A 19,631-nucleotide genomic window follows, 5' to 3' on the forward strand; every position below is an offset into this window, starting at 1 on the left:
GATTTTTACCCTCTCAAAATAATATGTGAAATTTTGCTATTATCATCAACTTCATTATTCGCTTTCGGAAGCAGCATTAAATCTGCATCTGAATCTCGAATAAACTGAATATAACCTTCATCTTGAAGACGAAATAAAGCGAAAGCTGTACTAGTAGATAAATAGTTAGGTTGACGATAACCAATATTTGCTTCTACTTCATCTCTGAATTTACCTGTTTCAAATAAAGGACACTTTTTGGCTAATCTATCAATAAATTCTTTAATGGGAAGTTTTTTATCTTCTTGGTTAGAAAAGAAATGTTGAAGATTACGTTTAATGTAAGCTGTCGGATCAGGTACTATAACTTTTTTTCCTTCTAAAGCATGAGACCAAGCTAACCCCATGTAGCACATCCAGTCATTCATTTGACTATAAAGTGTACCACTGCTTATTTTTAACAATTCACCTACTTTTTGTTCACTGACTAGCTTTTCTACTGTTTCCCAACTTCCAGAAAAATCATAGATATCTTGTGCTAAAAACCAAGCACAAAGAAGACCAAAATCTTCTTCGTCTTGATTACCAGATGCAAAAAATAATGTAGCTAGAGTATCAGGTAATAAATATTCACCTAATTGGGGATTACGTGCTGCTTCTGATAACATGAGATTAATCCCAATATCATCCTCAATTTCTACTAAAAGACTAGATTTAATACATTCTCTAATATTGTTATGAAACATAGGATGTTTTGCTTTTTTATCACTGGCTTTTTCTTCGGTAGACAGAAGCCGCTCCACCAATTTATTAGGAGAAAGTATTTGTTCTAATACATTTCTCTTCTCTTTTTGATGTTCTTTAGCTAGTAAATATCGAAAAATTCCTTTAAATCTACTGGGTGTTGCTAAGGGTTCTTTAAGTACACTCATAAACCAATCTCCATGCAAAAAAGTGCAAATTTTAATTGTTTTCCGGGAAAAATATCTATTAATCGTCGGTCAGGACGACTAGGATCAGGTGTATCTATAGGCAAGAAAATAATTCGAGGTGCTTGAGAACTATTATTTCTTGTTAAATAGTTATCAAGTAATTTCTCTCCTTGAGGATGAAAAATCAATGTAGGAATATATGGCATTTTCAAAGGTTGATATTTCTCCCATAAAAAGATGAAAGCATGAGGAATGATATTTGCTTCATTGATTAAAGATTTTCTTAACTCTGGTGGCACAATCATATTAATAATTCCCTGTTTTATAAACCAGTTGAATAGTTGATTAATGCGTTCTTTGATATTTCTACTGTCTGAGGATTCATAAAAAATCAGTAATAATTTATTACCTACAAGTAAGCGTTCTAATTCCTTACCTACAAAAAATTTAGGTTCTTGCCAAACGCGACTAGGAGAGGGCATAATTCCGGCAAAGGTCTGTATACCCTTTTGCCGACAGACAAAACAACCTCCACAAGCACGAGAAACTCTCACACCATTTCTGGGTTGTGGTGCATTACGGGAAGGAATAGTATAGGCTTCTGCAAATATTTCTGAAAGACAACGTTTTGCTTTTAAAGCTTCTCTCATGAGTGCTAAATTTTTATCACTCCAGGCTTTACGTTGCCGTCGGATTGGTTCAACTTCATATTCCCAAGTAGATGGATCTAAATGTTTTTCATTGCGGATATTAATAATTCGAGTATTTTGGCTAAATTTATGGGTTTCTTCGGAATCAATATCAATTAATTTAGCCCGCTGTAATAATGTTAATGTGCGTAAATTCCAAGTTGTATTTTGTTCACTATTCATATCAATATCTTTAGTTTCCATAGAAGGAGGATTATTGATAGGAAATCGAAATCTACCATTATTTAATGTTTCTTTAGCATAAAACATACTTTGCCATCGTTGTAACCCTCTATCAACAGTTATGGCTGAATTGTCATTGATATCTCTAGCTACATCGTAATCTTTATTTGTGTATAATGTCAGTGATAAACAAGCTTTGCCATCTCTGCCTCCTCTGCCGACTTCTTGATAAAAGCGGTTGATATTTTCGGGAATACAAACATGAATAACTGCCCGCACATCAGCTAGATCTACACCTAATCCAAAGGCAGATGTAGCAATAACTATATCAATATTTTTTTCTCGCCAATCTTTGATTAATTGTGACCGTTCTTGCTCACTAGATTGACCCGTCATGATCGAACAGCGTTTAAATTCAGCCTGATCTAATTCCTTTTTTAAGTTCTTGACATCATCAATTATTGTTGCGTAAATAATTAGTGGCCGTGGTAGGTGATACAAGGCTTCAATCAACCTTTGTTTTTTCATTTCTTCACTATCACACCATTTAAACCAGTAAGCAGGTTCTGGACGTAGTTGGACAGCAGAAATAACTTGTAAATCTTGACCAAATAATGATTCTAAAGTATCTAAACAAGATTCAGTTAATGTTGCAGTCAGTAATAATGTAGTAAATGAACTATAGTTATGTAAATTTCTAATAAAACCAGGGAGTTCTTGAAAAGCTGGACGAAAATCATCACCCCATTGCTCAATCATATGGGCTTCATCAATAACGAAATATTGCAACATTCCCGATTTTGCAGCTTCATAAATAGAGCTTGCAAGACTACTCATCAGGCTTTCAGGTGAAGTAAAAATTATTTTTTGAGTTCCTGCCCAAATGCGATTTCGTATCCCTTGTCTCCTGGCTTTTCCTGCTGGAGAATCATCTTTATAATATGCTGTTGGATGATTAACAAATTGTTTTAATGCCCGTTCTTGATCTATTGCTAGTGCTGTTGTTGGCACAACTACCACACTAACACCACCATCTTGAGAACTTAATAAAGCTGGTAACTGAGCGCAAAGACTTTTCCCTGATCCTGTGGGTAAATTAATGATTAAAGTTGAGTTTTTTGGCGCAGTTAAAACTGCACGAATAGCTTCTCTTTGTCCAATGCTGAGATATTTATCTAACCGCATTGTTTGCAAAAATGGATCACCGTTAGCTGATTCATGATGACGGCGAATTTCTTCTTTAAATAACGGTGTATCTGGAGGATATTGATTTGTACAATCAAGCCATTTGGGTTGCCAAGGACGAGGACTAATCAGAAAGTAGTCTTGATCTTCACTCAGTATTTTTATACCACATCGTTCCCAAATATCTCGATTAGGAAAAGTATTGTTTCGAGGGATTTGCAGGAAAATTTGCGAATTTCCATCCTGCTTTTCATCTTCAAACCGCAAGATATGACGAATTAAACTGGCAATATCTCCTAAGCCAGATTTATTCCGCAAGGCATTAAATAAACGTTGGTAACACCCTTCTTTAAAATCGCTGATATCTTCAGGAATGTTGCCAGTTTTAAGAATTTCCCTCAGTTTAATAAATGAGTCTGTCATTCGTCACCCTCCTGAGTTAGTTGTAAGTTTCGTCCAGAAATGATCATAAAACCCACAGAATCTAAGCGAATATGTGGATGTTGAATCCCCGCAATTATTTCTTGATTTAATTCTGTTTCTGCTAAGAGTTCTTGCTGCAATACTGAATCATTAATCTGCTCTTCTTGATTAATTCTATTTATTCTTAAATGGAGTTGTTCTAACCTTTTACTAAGCTTTTGTTCAGCCCGTTTAGCAAATTTTTCACACAATTTCTGAAAATCTGGACGTTGATATATGATGTTTAAAGCCGAGTTACTAGCATTATGACAAAAACCTGCCCACTTGCTAGATTCAACAAAATTATCAAGAATAGATAGCCTATTTTTAGCTAAGTTGTAATCTCGGTATGGACTACCTTTAGCTTTATATGGAGTTTGTAATATTTTCAGTAGTTCTAAGTCATCAACAATGCTCATAGGTTCAGATCGAGCATCAATAAATATGGTTTGTAATCTGGGTGGAAATAGCCCATCTGCTAGTCTTTTCAGGGTTCTTAATTTAGCCGGGTTTGTAGTACATTTGGCTAAGTTTGTTTCGATAATATAGTTAAATCGAAAACCAAACCATTCCATCCTTTCACTAGTGTTCCAAGATGGGGCAACTCTCCACATAGCAAAACATTGTCCTCGATCATCCCAATGAATATAAGATGATAGGGAGTCTATAAATCTTTCACCGATTCGATAAAGATTAACTCCAGTATTTTTATTAGCAATTCTCCGGTTAAAAGTGCCAATGTTATTTGTACAAGTTGCAAAGTGAGTTTTGATTTCGTCTACTGAAATTAAGGTATGTTGACTAGGGTAATAGCTAATTACTCCTTCTTTATTTGTATCTAGACTCCGCCGAAAGTTTATGGTTTGACAAATCCAAGTTTCAGTTGCTTGCTGCATTTGCTGATGACAAGCATCATCATTATCTAATGCTTGAAAATATTCTGTTGCCTGATCATCAAGAGCATCAATTTCATCAAGGGCATATTGTTCATTGATCTTCAATATTTCGGCTTTGATTTGTTCCTTAAGTGGTTCAATTATTTCTAATATTCCCACAGCACTTAATTGAAACAAAACTGTTTCTAATTCTGGCAGTTTTTCATCTATGTAAAATTGTAGACTAGCAATTGATTGTTGAAAGATAGTAAAACCATTTTTCAACAGTTGAAACCAAGCATTATGGGGACTCTCTTCTGAATAAAGACCAAGGAATACACAAGATTGGAAATTGATTTTACTGCCAATGCGATCAAGTCTACCAATTCTTTGCTCTAAACGGTTAGGGGAAAAGGGTATATCGAAGTGAATTAACCAGTCTGCAAATTGGAGATTATGTCCTTCTTCCCCAGAGCGATCGCATACAAGAATAAAGCAATTTGGGTTATTCTGAAAATTAATTAAATTCTTCGCAATCTGTTCTCTTGATGCTCCAATATGACAGCTAACTACTGCGGTTTCTCCAAAACTCTGAATTAAATAGCGGACAATTTCTGTACAGGTTTGGACAAAACTTGTAAAGACAACAAATTTAGGTAGTGTATCCCCAGAAATTGGTCTACGAATTCTCTGTTGTATTTTTATGAGTAAATCCTGCTGATTCCGACGCACTGATGGTGGTAGTTTGAAGTAAATACCTAGCTGATTTAACAATACTGTCTGCAAATGTTCAATTCGTTCTCCTGCTTCTGGAGGTTGCTGAATTGTTTTGAGCAAGGATTGTAAAATCTCTTCTTCACCTGAAAATTTTGGTGTTTGCGTTAAGATATTAATATCTTTTTTTGTAAACTCTTGAATGAGTTTTTCTAACTGTTTATTATTACCTAGACGGGCGTTAATTACTTGCTCTAAAATGCCTAACCAAGTTCCAGAACCTAGGAAAAACAACAGATAAATCCGTTGATATTCCTGTTCATGAGGGGCAACAGAACGCCATTCATCAAGGAGTTGGTGAATATCTAGCGATCGCTCGTCTAAATCATATTCTTCTTGAGGTTTAATATTTCTGTCAAAAACAACATCTTCTACTGAAGCCCGACGATTACGCAGCATTCGCCGATGGAGACGATAGGTTTCACTAATGTGGGTGCGAATAGACCGAATAATTGGATCTGTTTGAGGGGATTTTTTTTGTAAACAACTTTCCAAATCATTCGCTAAATTCAATAAATAATTATCTTCTGCAAATAGGTTACGTAATAGCTTGAGATTAGATTTGATCACAAAAGGATTTGCGTCTTCTTTAAAGCCAAGAAGAACTCGACCAATTTGTTGACGATTTTCAACTCTGGTGCGAAACCCAGATACATCATTGAGATGATATGTTGTAGGATCAAGTAGATGTAACATTGCCAAAAAATCCCTCTCATTGTTGAGTACGGGAGTTGCAGACAATAAAAGTAGGCGATCGCTTTTATGGGCGATATCTTTACAAAGTTCAAACTTTTGACGTTCTCCAGGTTCTTGAGAATTTGCTAAACCTGCAATATGGTGAGCTTCATCTATAATCACCAAACCAATTTCTACTTTGGGATTAATTTTTTGAATTTCATCAATAGTAATTATTACTACTTGTTTAGGAAAATGGGAAAGATAAAATTTTTGTTCTAATTCTTGTTGCCATTGTCCTACTAAATATTCGGGAACTATAATTACTGCCCGACCTTTTGGTTCGTCTAACAGGTATTGGCGCAAAATCACACCAGCTTCAACGGTTTTTCCTAGTCCCACCTCATCTGCTAATAAATAGCGTTGTATGGGGTCTTCCAGAACCCGACGGACAACTTCAACTTGATGAGGATAAAGCTGAATATTAGCAGATATCAATCCTGTCATCCCCCGACAGACAGCACGTTGCGAAATTAAGGATTGGACAAAAGTAAGTCGTCTATCATGAAAATAGGGTGTTTCTTGACCTTTCATAGCCAAAGTTTCCATTGGGTTGGCTTGGGGACGATTACAGCGCACATAAATCTCTACCTCACTGACAAAAATTACTTCTTTATCAGGTAGATGAACTTGGTATTTTTGAATCTCTTCATCCCATTCGGAAACTCTGCCGATAATCCATATAGCTTGGGTTTCTAGCCAAATATAGCATCGAGTTTGACGCTGTAGCTTGGTTTTAGTTAATGTATCTAATAGAAAAGTTTCAGGTATGCGTTGACTAACAGAGTAAAAATACTCAACTGTTGCCTGGGTATCAGATATGTCAACGACTTTTCCCACCCCTAAATTATTTCTCTGAGAATAAACCAATGAACCAAGCTGTATCATATTTATAGTCGAATATTTACTTCAACCCTTATTTTTGTGTAGTATGGCAGTAACATAGGTGAGCAAAATCACACATTTTTTGTGATCCTTGGAACAGAAAGATCCCCGACTTCTTCAAGAAGTCGGGGATCTGCACCTCCCAGTATTTATAGATATCAATTAAAATTATCTTTTATAGCATGATTTTAATTGAGGAAATTCAACATGGCTTTTCCATATTACTACACTGTACGATTTCAAGATACTGATGCGGCTGGAGTCGTTTATTTCGCTAATATTTTAAGAATTTGTCATGAAGCTTATGAGGTTTCATTAGCAGCTTCTAGTATTAATCTTAAATCATTTTTTACTAATCAATCTGTAGTTTTTCCTATTGTCCATACAAGTGCTGATTTTTTGCGTCCCCTGTATTGTGGTGACAATTTAATGATTAGTTTATTAGCCGAAAAAATAGGTTTAGATAAATTTGAAATTACCTATGAAATTCTAGTAAATGAGGTAATAGTTGCCAAGGCAGTTACTAGGCACGTTTGTATTGATGTGAGTAGTCGAATTAAGCAGGAATTACCAAATTACATGAATGATTGGTTAGAAACGAACCACAGAGACGCAGAGGGCGCCCAGAGAAGAAAATCAAGGGAAGAGGTGATGTAATTAGTAAGTTTTCAGAAAGTCTTGGGCGATTTTTTGGAGTTGTTGACGGTTGATTTTACCTTGGGTGTTACGGGGTAATTCTGGTAGGGAAATCCAATGTTTAGGAATTTTGAATTTACTAAGTTGATTTTTTAGTTGTGTTTGAATTTCCATGTGAGAGATATTTTGATTATTAGGAATATAAATAGCTGTTAATGCTTGTCCCCAATGTTTATCAACTATACCAATTACACAAACATCAATCACCATGTTAGTTTTTCTAATCGCTGATTCAATTTCTATTGGGTAAACATTTTCCCCACCTGTAATAATTTTGTCACTATTCCGGCCAATAATATGTAAATAGCCTTGATTGTCTAAAAAACCAATATCATCAACTGCAAAATTATCTCTATTTTCCCACATTTCGGGATAATAACCTAATGCTAAAGATTTACTTTGAATATTTATATTTCCTGGTTGATTATCAATGATAATTTTAGCATGGGGAAGAATTTTCCCACTATTGAATTTACCTTGTAAAAATTCATCAGGTTTGAGAGTTGCAATTTGAGAAGCGGTTTCTGTCATTCCATAGGTAGGTGCTAATCTAATCTGATGAAATCTGGCTTTTTCTAATAATTCATCCCAAGCCGGCGCACCTCCTAAAAGTACGGTAGAAAATTTTGATAGCCATTCGGTTAATTCGGGATTTTGGAGGAGTTTTTGTAATTGCGTAGGCACTAAAGATATAAAAAATCCTGCTGGATTAATATTTGATATTTGAGCAGATTCTAATGTTTTAGATGAGGTAATTACTAATTTACCTCCTGTTGTGAATGAACGCATAAATTGCATTAATCCACTTACATGATATAGTGGTAATATACAAAATGAATTAACTGTATTTATTGGAAAATATTCTGTAAATCCTTGGACAGATGCGGTTAATGTTTGCCATGTATGAATCGCAAATTTAATCTTTCCTGATGAACCACCAGTAGGAATCATGATAGTATTGGGAATTGGGAATTGAGAATTGGGAATTGGTGATTTTGAAAAGTTATGATCTATTCCTAAAACTATATCTGGTTGGACTAAATTAAAGACTTGTTCCCATTCGTCGTGACTCCAATCTGGGTTACATAAGAAAACTGGACAGTTAGCCGCACAAGCAGCAATAAAACTGGCTAAAAATCTCACTGGTGATCTTTCCGCAATGATGATTTTTGGGTTTGATAACTGGGTTAATTTTACATATAATTCTGTTGCTATTTGCGGTAATTCTTGGCTATGATCACAAATTAGCCAATCATGGTTTTGGACATTTTCTAAAAGGTTTTCCATAGACTTTCTAACCAGTTTGCTTCTTGTTGTTTAAAAAAGTGATTAATTCCAAAACCAACAGCGCGATTATTTGCAGATAATTCTACTGCTAATTGTAATGCGGCTTGTCTACCAATTTCGGTTGCAAATACAGATGAGAATACAACATCAATTTGATGTTTTTTGCAAAACTGTCTTAACCGAAATGGTGAACCGACTATTCCCGGTTTAATCACAAAAATTCCCCGCCAACCTTGCTGAAAACAGGATTCTAATTGTTGAAGATTGGCGATAGATTCATCTAGTGCTATGGGGGTAGAATAGGAATTACTTAATTCCTGCATTTCTATAAATTTATTTAGAGGTAAAGGTTGTTCGATAAATTCAATTTTGGGGAAGAATTGATCACATTTATTTAACCATAATTCAGCTTGTTGATAAGTAAGTCCACCATTAGCATCTAAACGTAATTTTGCTGATGTTGGTAAACTGGATATTAGTAAATCAAATATTTCTAATTCTTGATTTATTTCATCAACACCGATTTTCCATTTAAATGTTTTATATCCTTGTTCCGATAAACTAGCCCATTGATTTAACGCTGATTTTCCTGCTGATAATAAGCCGCTGTAAGTGAGATTTGAATTGAGCGACTGGAAGTCGCGGCTACACAGACAAAACCCACCTTCGTGGGTTGGAATTAAAGCTGATTCAAAGGCAAATTGACAAGATGGTAAGTTATTGGGAATGGCGAAAATTATCTCTTTGGTAATTGTTTGTGGAAGTTGATTGCAAAAATCTAATGCTTGTTGGATGGTTTCTGAACCAAACCAAGAAATGGGGGAAATTTCCCCCCAGCTAATGTTATTTTTTTCATCAATCAAGCGGATAATAATGCTTTCGCGGATTTCCCAAACTCCATGATTAGTAATAATGGGATTTGTGAATTTTTGGCTAAAGTAACGAAAAGAAAATTGATAAATCATGAGATAAGAATTCAGGAGTCACCGAGTCACCGAGTCAGGAGAAAAAAGAAGAAGTAAGAAGAAAATTTCTTCCCTTCTCTGTTCCTTGCTTGCTATACAGCGGTTTCCGCTTTTATGAGGTACATCTTAGCCCCCTCATCGCTTGCGGGGAGGGGGTTGGGGGTGGGGTTCTTGTATATCCTGAATGCTGACAATCATTAACCAATAATAAATCCTAAACCTAAAAATAAGCAACTTAAAAAATGAACATTGATAGCGATAAATTTAGAATTACTTACTTTATCTGGTAGATTGTGATTTTCTAAGACGTGACGACATAATTTCACCGCAAAAGGTAAACTGAGGAAACTGAGTAATGTCCAAATTGGGAAAATATTCAAAATCACAAATAGCAAAGTTAGGGGATAAATACTCGCAGTAAATCCCACTAAAACCTTTGCAGCAGTTTGAGTTCCTAAACGCACAATAGGAGATTTCTTTCCTGCGGCTATGTCATCGGCAACTTGGTGAAAATGGGAGCAAAATAAGACTAAACTGGTAACAATGCCTAAAATCACTGAAGCTGCTAAATTAGTGATAGACCAGGTTTGGGTTTGGCTATAATAGGCTGCACCCATACCCAAGGGACCAAAGGCAAAAAAGCAGAGAATTTCGCCTAAACCCTGGTATCCTAGACGGAAGGGCGGACCTTGGTACATATAGCCCAAACCACAGCATAAGAGGATTATACCGATAACTGTAGGGTCTTTTTGCAAAAATGCGATCGCCATTATCCCCAACAAACCCAAACCTAAACACAGGTTTCCTATCCAAAACATTAAGGTTTTGTTACCAGTTAAATTCACCAATGAATGATGTTTATTCTGATCAATTCCTGTTGTAGCATCAAATACATCATTACTAATATTTTCCCAAGCTAAAATTAAAATTGCCGCAGCAATAAAAATTGAAAATATTGTTGTATTAAAAATCTTTTTCTCGCTAAATGCTACCGCCGAACCTACCCAAATCGGCATAATAGCAACACTGTACATTGGCGGTTTAATTGCCGCCATCCATAGTTTAGCTTGAGGTGGTGAAATCTGAGTTGAAGTCATCAGTTGTGATTAGTTAAATTACCAGAACTTTAGTTATCAATTAAATTTTATAATTTTCTGTGGCACTTGACTAGCTATTTTAGATTGGAGATTTAGGATTGTTTATCAGTTTAGATCCTACCCTTGCGGGTGTAATCAATCTAAAATTGTTTAACTTTGGTAAATGACCAAAAAATGTTAATTTTGTGATTATAGGTTCACATCCTCCAATATAACCTGCCCTCTTGCAGTCAAAATAGGATTAACCCCAGAACCTAGTCAAATCTATGCTGGTTAATGGTGACTGAATTATGTTACCTATAAAAATACCACCATGATTTATTACATTTTAGGAAGATAACTTAATAAAAATTAACTTATACATCCATGACAATTTCACCATGTCGCAGCCACACCTTTGTAGACTATAAATACCTGAATAAATTACTATTAGAGATTAAGGAGAATTGCCGTCGCCATAATCATAGTAAAATTGTGAGTATTCCCCTAGAAATTGATTTAGTTGATCCTTTGCTGGTTTTAGATAAATTTAAGCAGAAAAATGCCATAAATTTTTATTTTGAAAATAGAAGTAATGGTGAAGCCATAGCCGCAATTGATACTGTAGATAAATTAGAAATTTTTGGTAAAGACAGATTTACAAAATCAGAAGAATTTATTAAAAACTCTCTGAATAATATCATTACTATTTCTGAAGAAAGTCAAACTTTTTTATCACCCCGTTTTTTTTGTACTTTCAGTTTTTTTGATCAGCACGAAAAAGCTGATTGTCCATTTCCCTCGGCTACGGTTTTCTTACCTTGTTGGCAAATAGCTTTAAAAAGTAATTGCTGTACATTAGTAATGAATACAATTATTAATTCTAGTGTTAATATTACCAAAATATTAGATAATTTACAACGCCATTTAGAAATTATTAAGTCCTTAAAGAATTATTCTCTAAATATTAATAAATTTCCCTTGAATTTATATAAAAAAATCACGAAAAACGGTGATAAATTTAAAACCTCTGTCGCATCAGTATTAGAAATAATCCAGTCCAATCATCTCAGTAAGATTGTTTTGGCTGATACCTTAGATGTCAATGCCAATCATGATTTTAACTTATTACAATCTTTAGATAATCTGCGTCAATTACATCCTAATTGTTATATATTCTCTACCAGTAATGGGAAAGGACAAAACTTTATTGGTGCGAGTCCAGAACGGTTAATTAGTATTCACAAACAACAGTTAATTACCGATGCTTTAGCAGGTTCAGCCCCTAGAGGTAAAACACCTATAGAAGATACCGCAAATGCTAACAATTTAGTTAATAGTACCAAGGAAAAACACGAGCATAAACTTGTCCTAGATTTTATTACTCAACATTTATCTCAACTAGGTTTATTCCCCCAAGTTTTAGCCCCCAGACTCCGACAATTATCTAATATACAGCATTTATGGACACCAATTAGTGCCGTAGTTCCGACTAATATTCACCCTTTACAAATTGTTGCTCAACTCCATCCTACCCCAGCAGTTGCCGGGGCAGCGCGAGATATTGCTTGTGCAGAGATTCGCCGTTATGAAAGTTTTGAAAGAGGTTTATATGCAGCGCCTTTAGGTTGGGTAGACGGAGAGGGAAATTGTGAATTTATTGTGGGGATTCGTTCAGCTTTAATTGATGGTAATTATGCTAGGCTGTATGCAGGTGCAGGTATTGTAGCTGGTTCAGATCCAGAAAAAGAATTTGCAGAAGTGCAACTTAAACTGCAAGCTTTATTAAAAGCCTTAGTTTGAAGCAAAAAAACAAAAAAACCTCATCTAGTGATCTGATTACCCAAGACAAGCCCTGGCGATTATAAATCACGGAACCACACAAACAAAGTCTACCTCCGTGGACTAAGAAAAAATACTAGTCCAGGATATTTAACTGGAAATAATGTTATGACAAATCACGATGAGTAAATGATTTAGTATTTGCACCTGTGTATGTTTTCACAATATGTCCATTCCCAGACATTTGATATTTATATGTTACTAAACCTTCTAAACCAACGGGTCCACGAGGTGGCATTTGTTGGGTACTAATTCCCACTTCTGCACCAAAACCATAGCGAAAACCATCAGCAAACCGGGTAGAACAATTATGATAAACTCCCGCTGCATTTACTAGACCCTGGAATGTTTCTGCGGCTGTGATATCTTCAGTAATAATTGCTTCTGTATGTCGAGAACCATAATTACTGATATGAGATATAGCGTCTTCTAAAGAATCAACAATTTTAATGGCTAAAATCAAATCACTGTATTCTGTTTGCCAGTCTATTTCCATAGCTGCGGCAAGATTAGGTAAAATTTCTAAAGTACGTTCATCACCTTTTAATTCTACATTTTGTGCTTGTAAAGCTGTGGCAACTCGGGGGAGAAATTCGGCAGCAATGCTACTATGAACTAGCAAAGTTTCAATGGCATTACAAGCAGCGGGATATTGAATTTTAGAATCTACAGTAATACTAATAGCTTTGGCAATATCAGCGGCTTGATCTACATAAAGATGACAAATGCCATCAGCATGACCTAATACGGGAATGCGGGTATTATCTTGGACAAATTTCACAAAAGCATTAGAACCTCTAGGAATAATTAAATCTACGTATTTATCTAATTGCAAAAGTTCTAATATTTCTTCTCTGGTGGTTAACAATTGCACCGCATCAGGATTAACCGCAGTTTGAGATAATCCTTGTTTAATGGCTTTGACGATGGCTGCACAAGAACGTATTGCTTCTTTACCACCTTTGAGAATGACACCATTACCTGATTTAATTGCTAAAGAAACAATTTGAATTGCGGCTTCAGGACGGGCTTCAAAAATAATTCCTAAAACGCCTAAAGAACAAGTAATGCGTTTGAGAATTAAACCAGTGTCAATTTCTCGATGAATTTGGACTTTACCAATAGGATCTTCTAGTTTACCAACATCTCGCACACCAGCGATCGCATCCCTTAATTTATGTTCATCTAACTGCAACCGTTTATAAAGGGGTTTAGCGATTCCTTCGTCTGTTGCTGCGTGACAATCAGCCAGGTTTGCTTGCAGAATATCATCCTTTGCCAATTCTAAAGCTTGAGCGATCGCTTCAATAGCTTGATTTTTGGCCTCAGAGGAGAGAACTGCCAGCTTACTAGCAGCTTGACGGGTTTGTTGAGCGATAGCTTCGCTGGTAGTAGGCATCGCAGATAGAGGAGAAATAATTTTGAAATTAGTCATAAGAATACCTGGTAAGTGGGAAACTTTTGAGGAAAAAATTAGCTGAAACAGCTAATTTTTGACCCTATTTTTTGAAATTCACCAAATCGAGTCTAGACACTTAACCTTCTTGAACTCGACGTTCAAATTCTTCGGAAGTTTTTCCAACTACATCCAAGGCTGAGGGATAGATATCATTATGCTCCTGTTTCAGCCAGCCTAAGAGATTGGCAATCTGAGCATTCCGTAAATCTAAATCAGTCTGAAAAATGATTGAAGTCGCCATCGCTTCAGCATATTGATGTGGATGACCTTGCTGCACAAAAACATCCACCAAAGCGGCTAAAGCTGTCTGTGGAATATTAACAGGAGTCCCTTCTGTAGACATAATTTCTGAAAAAAATAAAATTCACAGGCCATTTTAATGTAAACCACGTTCAAGATGAAACCTGTAGTTTATCGAATTACCCCACCCCGGTTTTGCTAAAGCAAAACCTACCCTCCCCTTACCAAGGGGAGGGGATTGAGGGGAGGGGTTTTAATTCAGGTTTCAAGATGGATGAGGTATATCCAATAATATTGCCAAAGCCCTGAAACCCTATTGATATCGTCACGATTTTATTGGGTTTCAGACATATATATCTATAGGAATTTGATTGAAGTAGCCATCACGAACTAAGTAGGTTAGCATTAAAAATTGTCGTTATGGCAAGGCAAGAGGCAAGAGGCAAAAGGCAAGAGTGAAGAGGGTTTGGGCGATTTTACTTTTCTTTACACAGATTGGTTTTATTGTGTTCACCTACTTAGTTTACTTTTCGTTACATAACATACTGTTTTTTTTTGCACATCTATTATTCAATATTAATACTTATTTGTGTAACTTTTCTTCATTAGAGTAATTTGCAAAAATTCACAGAATTTAGGCTGTATATCTAAACAATCCAGTTTCAGTAAACCAAAAAGTTTTTTCCTGAAGGGAGATCGCCAAATACTGTGTAGTATAAAATACTTTTTTATTCCCGATACTCTAATCAGCAGACATAGTATAGATAATAATTACTTATGATTAGCTGGTTAATAATTTCTTGACGCTAACCGGATGGAATATAAATGCTTTCAACGACTTGATATTTCTTCTGTAGGGCTTGAGATAAAAAGGCTAACATCTGTTTGAGTGTAAAAAGTGTGCGATAAATTAATCTACTACCTTTCCTTTTACGACTGATTTTGAGCCATAGTAGATTCACCCAGATGTTAATTAGAAGAAAGGATATTCCAATGAATAGTAATCTCAAGACTGGATTTTTGTTATTCGTCTTAATTCGACAAATATTTTTCAGACGATAACTGGTTTCAATGCCAAATCTTTTTCGATAATCTTGATAGATATAATTTAAATTTGTTTTGACCTTATAAGCAACATAAACAAAGTATTGAACCCCATGCTTTTTATGCTTTCCCTTTCTATATTTACAGACGATCCATAAATCAAATGTGACAAAATCATCTTTGTCTCTTGTAATAGTATAGGTAGTTTTATAACTTTTTTTACCCTTGAGGAATTGTTTGATTCCTCCTTTTTTTCCAGTCTTGATAGCAGGCATAAGAAAGGGAATATCTAATGCCTGTAACCATCTAATTACAGGAGTATTAAAAAATCCCCTATCCAAATAGAGTTTTTTTACATTTATTTTTAGGGATTCAAGTTCTGCTAATAAATAAGTAATTAAAGCCACACTAGTATCTAATTGGCGAACACCTCTTATTGCTAGAGTTACACGCTTATTATTACTAATAACATATAAAGTGGCATAGGCATAAAATGAATTAGTACCAGATTTAGCTTCACTTCGATATATGTAGGGTAATTCTGACGATGTTGGTTGACCATAATAACAAATTAAATTTAAATCAATCGCTATTTTCAAACACCCTTTTTTTAATCCTAAAGGAATTCGACTTTTTAATGCTTGATTTATTTGCGCTTCTAATTCCTCAAAATTGTTAATTTTATTGAGATGATATCTAATATCATTAGCTGTCGGAATATTTTTTAACAATTTAGCTGTGTTTTCAATACTGTCTCCAGTGCTGGCTGCTTTAACCAGAATCTCGAATAAAGTTTGTTGGTCACAGGCTCCTTGCGTTTCAATCGAAAAATTTTCTACTAAACACTGAATAACCTCATCAAGAGTTTCTGAGTCGGTTAAAACGAGTTCTTCTGTAGACTCGCCCCGCGTGGCTTTTGTTAGAGATGAAACAGTCAATTTTTTCAGCCAATATGCTACACACTACTTTCATCATTTCATATTTTGATCCAGTGCAAATTATGATAACTATTTCTTATATATTTGGTATTCTATAGTACATGAGTATCTGTCGTATTTTGTTAGTGATGCCTGCTGCGTCTGTAGCAATAGCGTCAGCACTCCGTAAAAATCACTCTTTGGGAAAAACTTTTTGGTTTACTGAGTTTGATCTTTAAAAGGATTTGATCTTTAAAAAGAAAAGATACGTAGGGTGTGTTAGCGACATTCCAAAGCACCATTATCAAAGATTTTGTGCATTCAAGATTCCATCTTATCACGCTAAAATACTTATTTTTGTATGGCTACTCATGCTATAAAAAATACAATATTAATCATAGGTAAAATACAATAGCAATCATATAAAAAATACAATAGTAGTCATATAGACAAAATATGTAATGTGCTTTTTAGATATTTCAAGGTAATTTTTAATGGATAATTTTACCACTTAGGATTTGCTAATAGATCGTAGAGTGGCGTTAGATGTATATACATAAAACCTTTACACAGTAATAATTTTAGGGATATTAAACATTAATAATATGCAATAAACAAGCGTTATCCTATAAATTTATTACTGACTAACTTTCTTAGCAGTCTCTAAGGTTAAAAAAATATTATGCTATCCAGATTTTCTACGTATTGATGATTTACCACGATGTATATTTTTACCTAGTTCATTTGTCTCTCATTTTCTGTGACTCATAAACTTTACATTTCTTGACAGAGTTTTACTTTACATCATAAAAATTAGATGATAGTTTGTTTAAGGGTTAAGTAATTGCTTAACCGATAGTCATAAAACTAACAAAAAGGAATTAAAAAAATGGCAGTTGAAAAGACCAATTCTTCCTCCAGCTTGGCAGAAGTTATTGATAGAATCCTTGACAAAGGTATCGTAATTGACGCTTGGGTTCGTGTTTCCTTAGTTGGTATCGAACTATTAGCAATTGAAGCTCGGATCGTTATCGCTTCCGTTGAAACCTACTTGAAGTATGCTGAAGCAGTTGGTTTAACCCAATCAGCAGCAGTACCTGCTTAATTTAATTAAGCAAGTTACCAAGTAGGAGAATAACCATGACTCATATTTATAGTTATTCTCCGCATTTCCCAAATTTCCGACAATAAATCACAAGGAATTAAAAAAATGGCAGTTGAAAAAACCAATTCTTCCTCCAGCTTGGCAGAAGTTATTGATAGAATCCTTGACAAAGGTATCGTAATTGACGCTTGGGTTCGTGTTTCCTTAGTTGGTATCGAATTACTAGCAATTGAAGCTCGGATCGTTATCGCTTCCGTTGAAACCTACTTGAAGTATGCTGAAGCAGTTGGTTTAACCCAATCAGCAGCAGTACCTGCTTAATTTAATTAAGCAAGTTACCAAGTAGGAGAATAACCATGACTCATATTTATAGTTATTCTCCGCATTCCCCAAATTTCCGACCACAAATAACAAGGAATTAAAAAAATGGCAGTTGAAAAAACCAATTCTTCCTCCAGCTTGGCAGAAGTTATTGATAGAATCCTTGACAAAGGTATCGTAATTGACGCTTGGGTTCGTGTTTCCTTAGTTGGTATCGAATTACTAGCAATTGAAGCTCGGATCGTTATCGCTTCCGTTGAAACCTACTTGAAGTATGCTGAAGCAGTTGGTTTAACCCAATCAGCAGCAGTACCTGCTTAATTTAATTAAGCAAGTTACCAAGTAGGAGAATAACCATGACTCATATTTATAGTTATTCTCCGCATTCCCCAAATTTCCGACCACAAATAACAAGGAATTAAAAAAATGGCAGTTGAAAAAACCAATTCTTCCTCCAGCTTGGCAGAAGTTATTGATAGAATCCTTGACAAAGGTATCGTAATTGACGCTTGGGTTCGTGTTTCCTTAGTTGGTATCGAATTACTAGCAATTGAAGCTCGGATCGTTATCGCTTCCGTTGAAACCTACTTGAAGTATGCTGAAGCAGTTGGTTTAACCCAATCAGCAGCAGTACCTGCTTAATTTAATTAAGCAAGTTACCAAGTAGGAGAATAACCATGACTCATATTTATAGTTATTCTCCGCATTCCCCAAATTTCCGACCACAAATAACAAGGAATTAAAAAAATGGCAGTTGAAAAAACCAATTCTTCCTCCAGCTTGGCAGAAGTTATTGATAGAATCCTTGACAAAGGTATCGTAATTGACGCTTGGGTTCGTGTTTCCTTAGTTGGTATCGAATTACTAGCAATTGAAGCTCGGATCGTTATCGCTTCCGTTGAAACCTACTTGAAGTATGCTGAAGCAGTTGGTTTAACCCAATCAGCAGCAGTACCTGCTTAATTTAATTAAGCAAGTTACCAAGTAGGAGAATAACCATGACTCATATTTATAGTTATTCTCCGCATTCCCCAAATTTCCGACCACAAATAACAAGGAATTAAAAAAATGGCAGTTGAAAAAACCAATTCTTCCTCCAGCTTGGCAGAAGTTATTGATAGAATCCTTGACAAAGGTATCGTAATTGACGCTTGGGTTCGTGTTTCCTTAGTTGGTATCGAATTACTAGCAATTGAAGCTCGGATCGTTATCGCTTCCGTTGAAACCTACTTGAAGTATGCTGAAGCAGTTGGTTTAACCCAATCAGCAGCAGTACCTGCTTAATTTAATTAAGCAAGTTACCAAGTAGGAGAATAACCATGACTCATATTTATAGTTATTCTCCGCATTCCCCAAATTTCCGACCACAAATAACAAGGAATTAAAAAAATGGCAGTTGAAAAAACCAATTCTTCCTCCAGCTTGGCAGAAGTTATTGATAGAATCCTTGACAAAGGTATCGTAATTGACGCTTGGGTTCGTGTTTCCTTGGTTGGTATCGAATTACTAGCAATTGAAGCTCGGATCGTTATCGCTTCCGTTGAAACCTACTTGAAGTATGCTGAAGCAGTTGGTTTAACCCAATCAGCAGCAGTACCTGCTTAATCTAAGCAAGTTACCAAGTAGGAGAATAACCGTGACTCATATTTATAGTTATTCTCCGCATTTCCCAAATTTCCGACAACAAATAACAAGGAATTAAAAAAATGGCAGTTGAAAAAACCAATTCTTCCTCCAGCTTGGCAGAAGTTATTGATAGAATCCTTGACAAAGGTATCGTAATTGACGCTTGGGTTCGTGTTTCCTTAGTTGGTATCGAATTACTAGCAATTGAAGCTCGGATCGTTATCGCTTCCGTTGAAACCTACTTGAAGTATGCTGAAGCAGTTGGTTTAACCCAATCAGCAGCAGTACCTGCTTAATCTAAGCAAGCTCCATAATATCAGGATTAATTAATCCTGATATTGGTTCTGCTTTTTT

At 35.4% G+C, this 19,631-nt stretch carries 19 protein-coding genes; 10 read left to right on the forward strand and 9 right to left on the reverse strand.

What is annotated here, in order from left to right:
* Nucleotides 1-5: 5 nt before the first annotated feature.
* Genes EZY12_21425 through EZY12_21435 form a run of 3 tightly spaced genes read right to left on the reverse strand, consistent with a single transcriptional unit; the run spans nucleotide 6 to nucleotide 6,702 of the window.
* Nucleotides 6-911, reverse strand: a complete 906-nt coding sequence (locus EZY12_21425; GenBank protein ID QSX67257.1) for a hypothetical protein — start codon at nucleotides 909-911, stop codon at nucleotides 6-8.
* The gene (locus EZY12_21430; protein QSX67258.1) at nucleotides 908-3,391 is read right to left on the reverse strand and encodes an ATP-dependent DNA helicase RecQ; all 2,484 of its coding nucleotides are present in this window, start codon (nucleotides 3,389-3,391) and stop codon (nucleotides 908-910) included. The genes EZY12_21425 and EZY12_21430 overlap by 4 nt, the downstream gene beginning before the upstream one ends.
* Nucleotides 3,388-6,702, reverse strand: a complete 3,315-nt coding sequence (locus EZY12_21435; GenBank protein ID QSX67259.1) for a DEAD/DEAH box helicase family protein — start codon at nucleotides 6,700-6,702, stop codon at nucleotides 3,388-3,390. Before EZY12_21435 ends, EZY12_21430 begins: the two co-directional genes overlap by 4 nt.
* A 204-nt stretch (nucleotides 6,703-6,906) precedes the next feature.
* Between EZY12_21435 and EZY12_21440 the strand changes: the two genes are divergently transcribed.
* On the forward strand, nucleotides 6,907-7,356 hold the full coding sequence (locus EZY12_21440; protein QSX67260.1) for an acyl-CoA thioesterase: 450 nt from the start codon (nucleotides 6,907-6,909) through the stop codon (nucleotides 7,354-7,356).
* Here EZY12_21440 and EZY12_21445 read toward each other — a convergent pair whose 3' ends face one another.
* From EZY12_21445 to EZY12_21455, 3 genes are all read right to left on the reverse strand, one after another.
* Nucleotides 7,357-8,682, reverse strand: a complete 1,326-nt coding sequence (locus EZY12_21445; protein ID QSX67261.1) for a 2-succinylbenzoate--CoA ligase — start codon at nucleotides 8,680-8,682, stop codon at nucleotides 7,357-7,359.
* Complete coding sequence (locus EZY12_21450) at nucleotides 8,667-9,647, reverse strand: o-succinylbenzoate synthase (protein ID QSX67262.1); 981 nt, start codon at nucleotides 9,645-9,647, stop codon at nucleotides 8,667-8,669. Before EZY12_21450 ends, EZY12_21445 begins: the two co-directional genes overlap by 16 nt.
* Before the next feature lie 197 nt (nucleotides 9,648-9,844).
* On the reverse strand, nucleotides 9,845-10,744 hold the full coding sequence (locus tag EZY12_21455; protein ID QSX67263.1) for a 2-carboxy-1,4-naphthoquinone phytyltransferase: 900 nt from the start codon (nucleotides 10,742-10,744) through the stop codon (nucleotides 9,845-9,847).
* A 366-nt stretch (nucleotides 10,745-11,110) separates the two neighbouring features.
* On the opposite strand from EZY12_21455, the gene EZY12_21460 reads away from it, so the two are divergent.
* On the forward strand, nucleotides 11,111-12,526 hold the full coding sequence (locus tag EZY12_21460) for an isochorismate synthase (GenBank protein ID QSX67264.1): 1,416 nt from the start codon (nucleotides 11,111-11,113) through the stop codon (nucleotides 12,524-12,526).
* 145 nt (nucleotides 12,527-12,671) lie between these two features.
* On the opposite strand, the gene EZY12_21465 is transcribed toward EZY12_21460, so the two are convergent.
* The 3 genes from EZY12_21465 to EZY12_21475 all read right to left on the reverse strand — a co-directional run bounded on the left by EZY12_21465 (nucleotide 12,672) and on the right by EZY12_21475 (nucleotide 16,246).
* The gene (locus EZY12_21465; protein QSX67265.1) at nucleotides 12,672-14,000 is read right to left on the reverse strand and encodes a glutamate-5-semialdehyde dehydrogenase; all 1,329 of its coding nucleotides are present in this window, start codon (nucleotides 13,998-14,000) and stop codon (nucleotides 12,672-12,674) included.
* Nucleotides 14,001-14,100: 100 nt separating this feature from the next.
* Nucleotides 14,101-14,367, reverse strand: a complete 267-nt coding sequence (locus EZY12_21470) for a hypothetical protein (GenBank protein QSX67266.1) — start codon at nucleotides 14,365-14,367, stop codon at nucleotides 14,101-14,103.
* 703 nt (nucleotides 14,368-15,070) lie between these two features.
* Entirely contained in the window at nucleotides 15,071-16,246 is a 1,176-nt protein-coding gene (locus EZY12_21475; protein ID QSX67267.1) for an ISH3 family transposase, read from the reverse strand.
* Between the two features lie 868 nt (nucleotides 16,247-17,114).
* On the opposite strand from EZY12_21475, the gene gvpA (EZY12_21480) reads away from it, so the two are divergent.
* From gvpA (EZY12_21480) to gvpA (EZY12_21515), 8 genes are all read left to right on the forward strand, one after another.
* A complete protein-coding gene (gene gvpA / locus EZY12_21480; protein ID QSX67268.1) occupies nucleotides 17,115-17,330 on the forward strand; it encodes a gas vesicle structural protein GvpA in 216 nt (71 codons plus the stop codon).
* A 105-nt stretch (nucleotides 17,331-17,435) separates the two neighbouring features.
* Complete coding sequence (gene gvpA / locus EZY12_21485) at nucleotides 17,436-17,651, forward strand: gas vesicle structural protein GvpA (protein ID QSX67269.1); 216 nt, start codon at nucleotides 17,436-17,438, stop codon at nucleotides 17,649-17,651.
* 105 nt (nucleotides 17,652-17,756) lie between these two features.
* Complete coding sequence (gvpA, locus tag EZY12_21490; protein ID QSX67270.1) at nucleotides 17,757-17,972, forward strand: gas vesicle structural protein GvpA; 216 nt, start codon at nucleotides 17,757-17,759, stop codon at nucleotides 17,970-17,972.
* A gap of 105 nt (nucleotides 17,973-18,077) precedes the next feature.
* On the forward strand, nucleotides 18,078-18,293 hold the full coding sequence (gene gvpA, locus EZY12_21495; GenBank protein QSX67271.1) for a gas vesicle structural protein GvpA: 216 nt from the start codon (nucleotides 18,078-18,080) through the stop codon (nucleotides 18,291-18,293).
* A gap of 105 nt (nucleotides 18,294-18,398) precedes the next feature.
* A complete protein-coding gene (gene gvpA, locus EZY12_21500) occupies nucleotides 18,399-18,614 on the forward strand; it encodes a gas vesicle structural protein GvpA (protein ID QSX67272.1) in 216 nt (71 codons plus the stop codon).
* Nucleotides 18,615-18,719: 105 nt separating this feature from the next.
* Nucleotides 18,720-18,935 carry a gas vesicle structural protein GvpA gene (gene gvpA / locus EZY12_21505; GenBank protein ID QSX67273.1) on the forward strand — a complete coding sequence of 72 codons (216 nt, stop codon included), beginning with the start codon at nucleotides 18,720-18,722 and terminating at the stop codon, nucleotides 18,933-18,935.
* 105 nt (nucleotides 18,936-19,040) lie between these two features.
* Complete coding sequence (gene gvpA, locus EZY12_21510; GenBank protein ID QSX67274.1) at nucleotides 19,041-19,256, forward strand: gas vesicle structural protein GvpA; 216 nt, start codon at nucleotides 19,041-19,043, stop codon at nucleotides 19,254-19,256.
* A 101-nt stretch (nucleotides 19,257-19,357) separates the two neighbouring features.
* Nucleotides 19,358-19,573 carry a gas vesicle structural protein GvpA gene (gvpA, locus tag EZY12_21515; protein ID QSX67275.1) on the forward strand — a complete coding sequence of 72 codons (216 nt, stop codon included), beginning with the start codon at nucleotides 19,358-19,360 and terminating at the stop codon, nucleotides 19,571-19,573.
* Nucleotides 19,574-19,631: the final 58 nt, after the last annotated feature.

The organism is Dolichospermum sp. DET69 (assembly GCA_017355425.1).
Classification (GTDB): domain Bacteria; phylum Cyanobacteriota; class Cyanobacteriia; order Cyanobacteriales; family Nostocaceae; genus Dolichospermum.

Excerpts from the sequence above, each read along its gene's own strand:
- EZY12_21425 (QSX67257.1), bottom strand. The coding sequence starts at position 911 with ATGAGTGTACTTAAAGAACCCTTAGCAACACCCAGTAGATTTAAAGGA.
- EZY12_21430 (QSX67258.1), bottom strand. The coding sequence starts at position 3,391 with ATGACAGACTCATTTATTAAACTGAGGGAAATTCTTAAAACTGGCAAC.
- EZY12_21435 (QSX67259.1), bottom strand. The coding sequence starts at position 6,702 with ATGATACAGCTTGGTTCATTGGTTTATTCTCAGAGAAATAATTTAGGG.
- EZY12_21440 (QSX67260.1), top strand. The coding sequence starts at position 6,907 with ATGGCTTTTCCATATTACTACACTGTACGATTTCAAGATACTGATGCG.
- EZY12_21445 (QSX67261.1), bottom strand. The coding sequence starts at position 8,682 with ATGGAAAACCTTTTAGAAAATGTCCAAAACCATGATTGGCTAATTTGT.
- EZY12_21450 (QSX67262.1), bottom strand. The coding sequence starts at position 9,647 with ATGATTTATCAATTTTCTTTTCGTTACTTTAGCCAAAAATTCACAAAT.
- EZY12_21455 (QSX67263.1), bottom strand. The coding sequence starts at position 10,744 with ATGACTTCAACTCAGATTTCACCACCTCAAGCTAAACTATGGATGGCG.
- EZY12_21460 (QSX67264.1), top strand. The coding sequence starts at position 11,111 with ATGACAATTTCACCATGTCGCAGCCACACCTTTGTAGACTATAAATAC.
- EZY12_21465 (QSX67265.1), bottom strand. The coding sequence starts at position 14,000 with ATGACTAATTTCAAAATTATTTCTCCTCTATCTGCGATGCCTACTACC.
- EZY12_21470 (QSX67266.1), bottom strand. The coding sequence starts at position 14,367 with ATGTCTACAGAAGGGACTCCTGTTAATATTCCACAGACAGCTTTAGCC.
- gvpA (QSX67268.1), top strand. The coding sequence starts at position 17,115 with ATGGCAGTTGAAAAGACCAATTCTTCCTCCAGCTTGGCAGAAGTTATT.
- gvpA (QSX67269.1), top strand. The coding sequence starts at position 17,436 with ATGGCAGTTGAAAAAACCAATTCTTCCTCCAGCTTGGCAGAAGTTATT.
- gvpA (QSX67270.1), top strand. The coding sequence starts at position 17,757 with ATGGCAGTTGAAAAAACCAATTCTTCCTCCAGCTTGGCAGAAGTTATT.
- gvpA (QSX67271.1), top strand. The coding sequence starts at position 18,078 with ATGGCAGTTGAAAAAACCAATTCTTCCTCCAGCTTGGCAGAAGTTATT.
- gvpA (QSX67272.1), top strand. The coding sequence starts at position 18,399 with ATGGCAGTTGAAAAAACCAATTCTTCCTCCAGCTTGGCAGAAGTTATT.
- gvpA (QSX67273.1), top strand. The coding sequence starts at position 18,720 with ATGGCAGTTGAAAAAACCAATTCTTCCTCCAGCTTGGCAGAAGTTATT.
- gvpA (QSX67274.1), top strand. The coding sequence starts at position 19,041 with ATGGCAGTTGAAAAAACCAATTCTTCCTCCAGCTTGGCAGAAGTTATT.
- gvpA (QSX67275.1), top strand. The coding sequence starts at position 19,358 with ATGGCAGTTGAAAAAACCAATTCTTCCTCCAGCTTGGCAGAAGTTATT.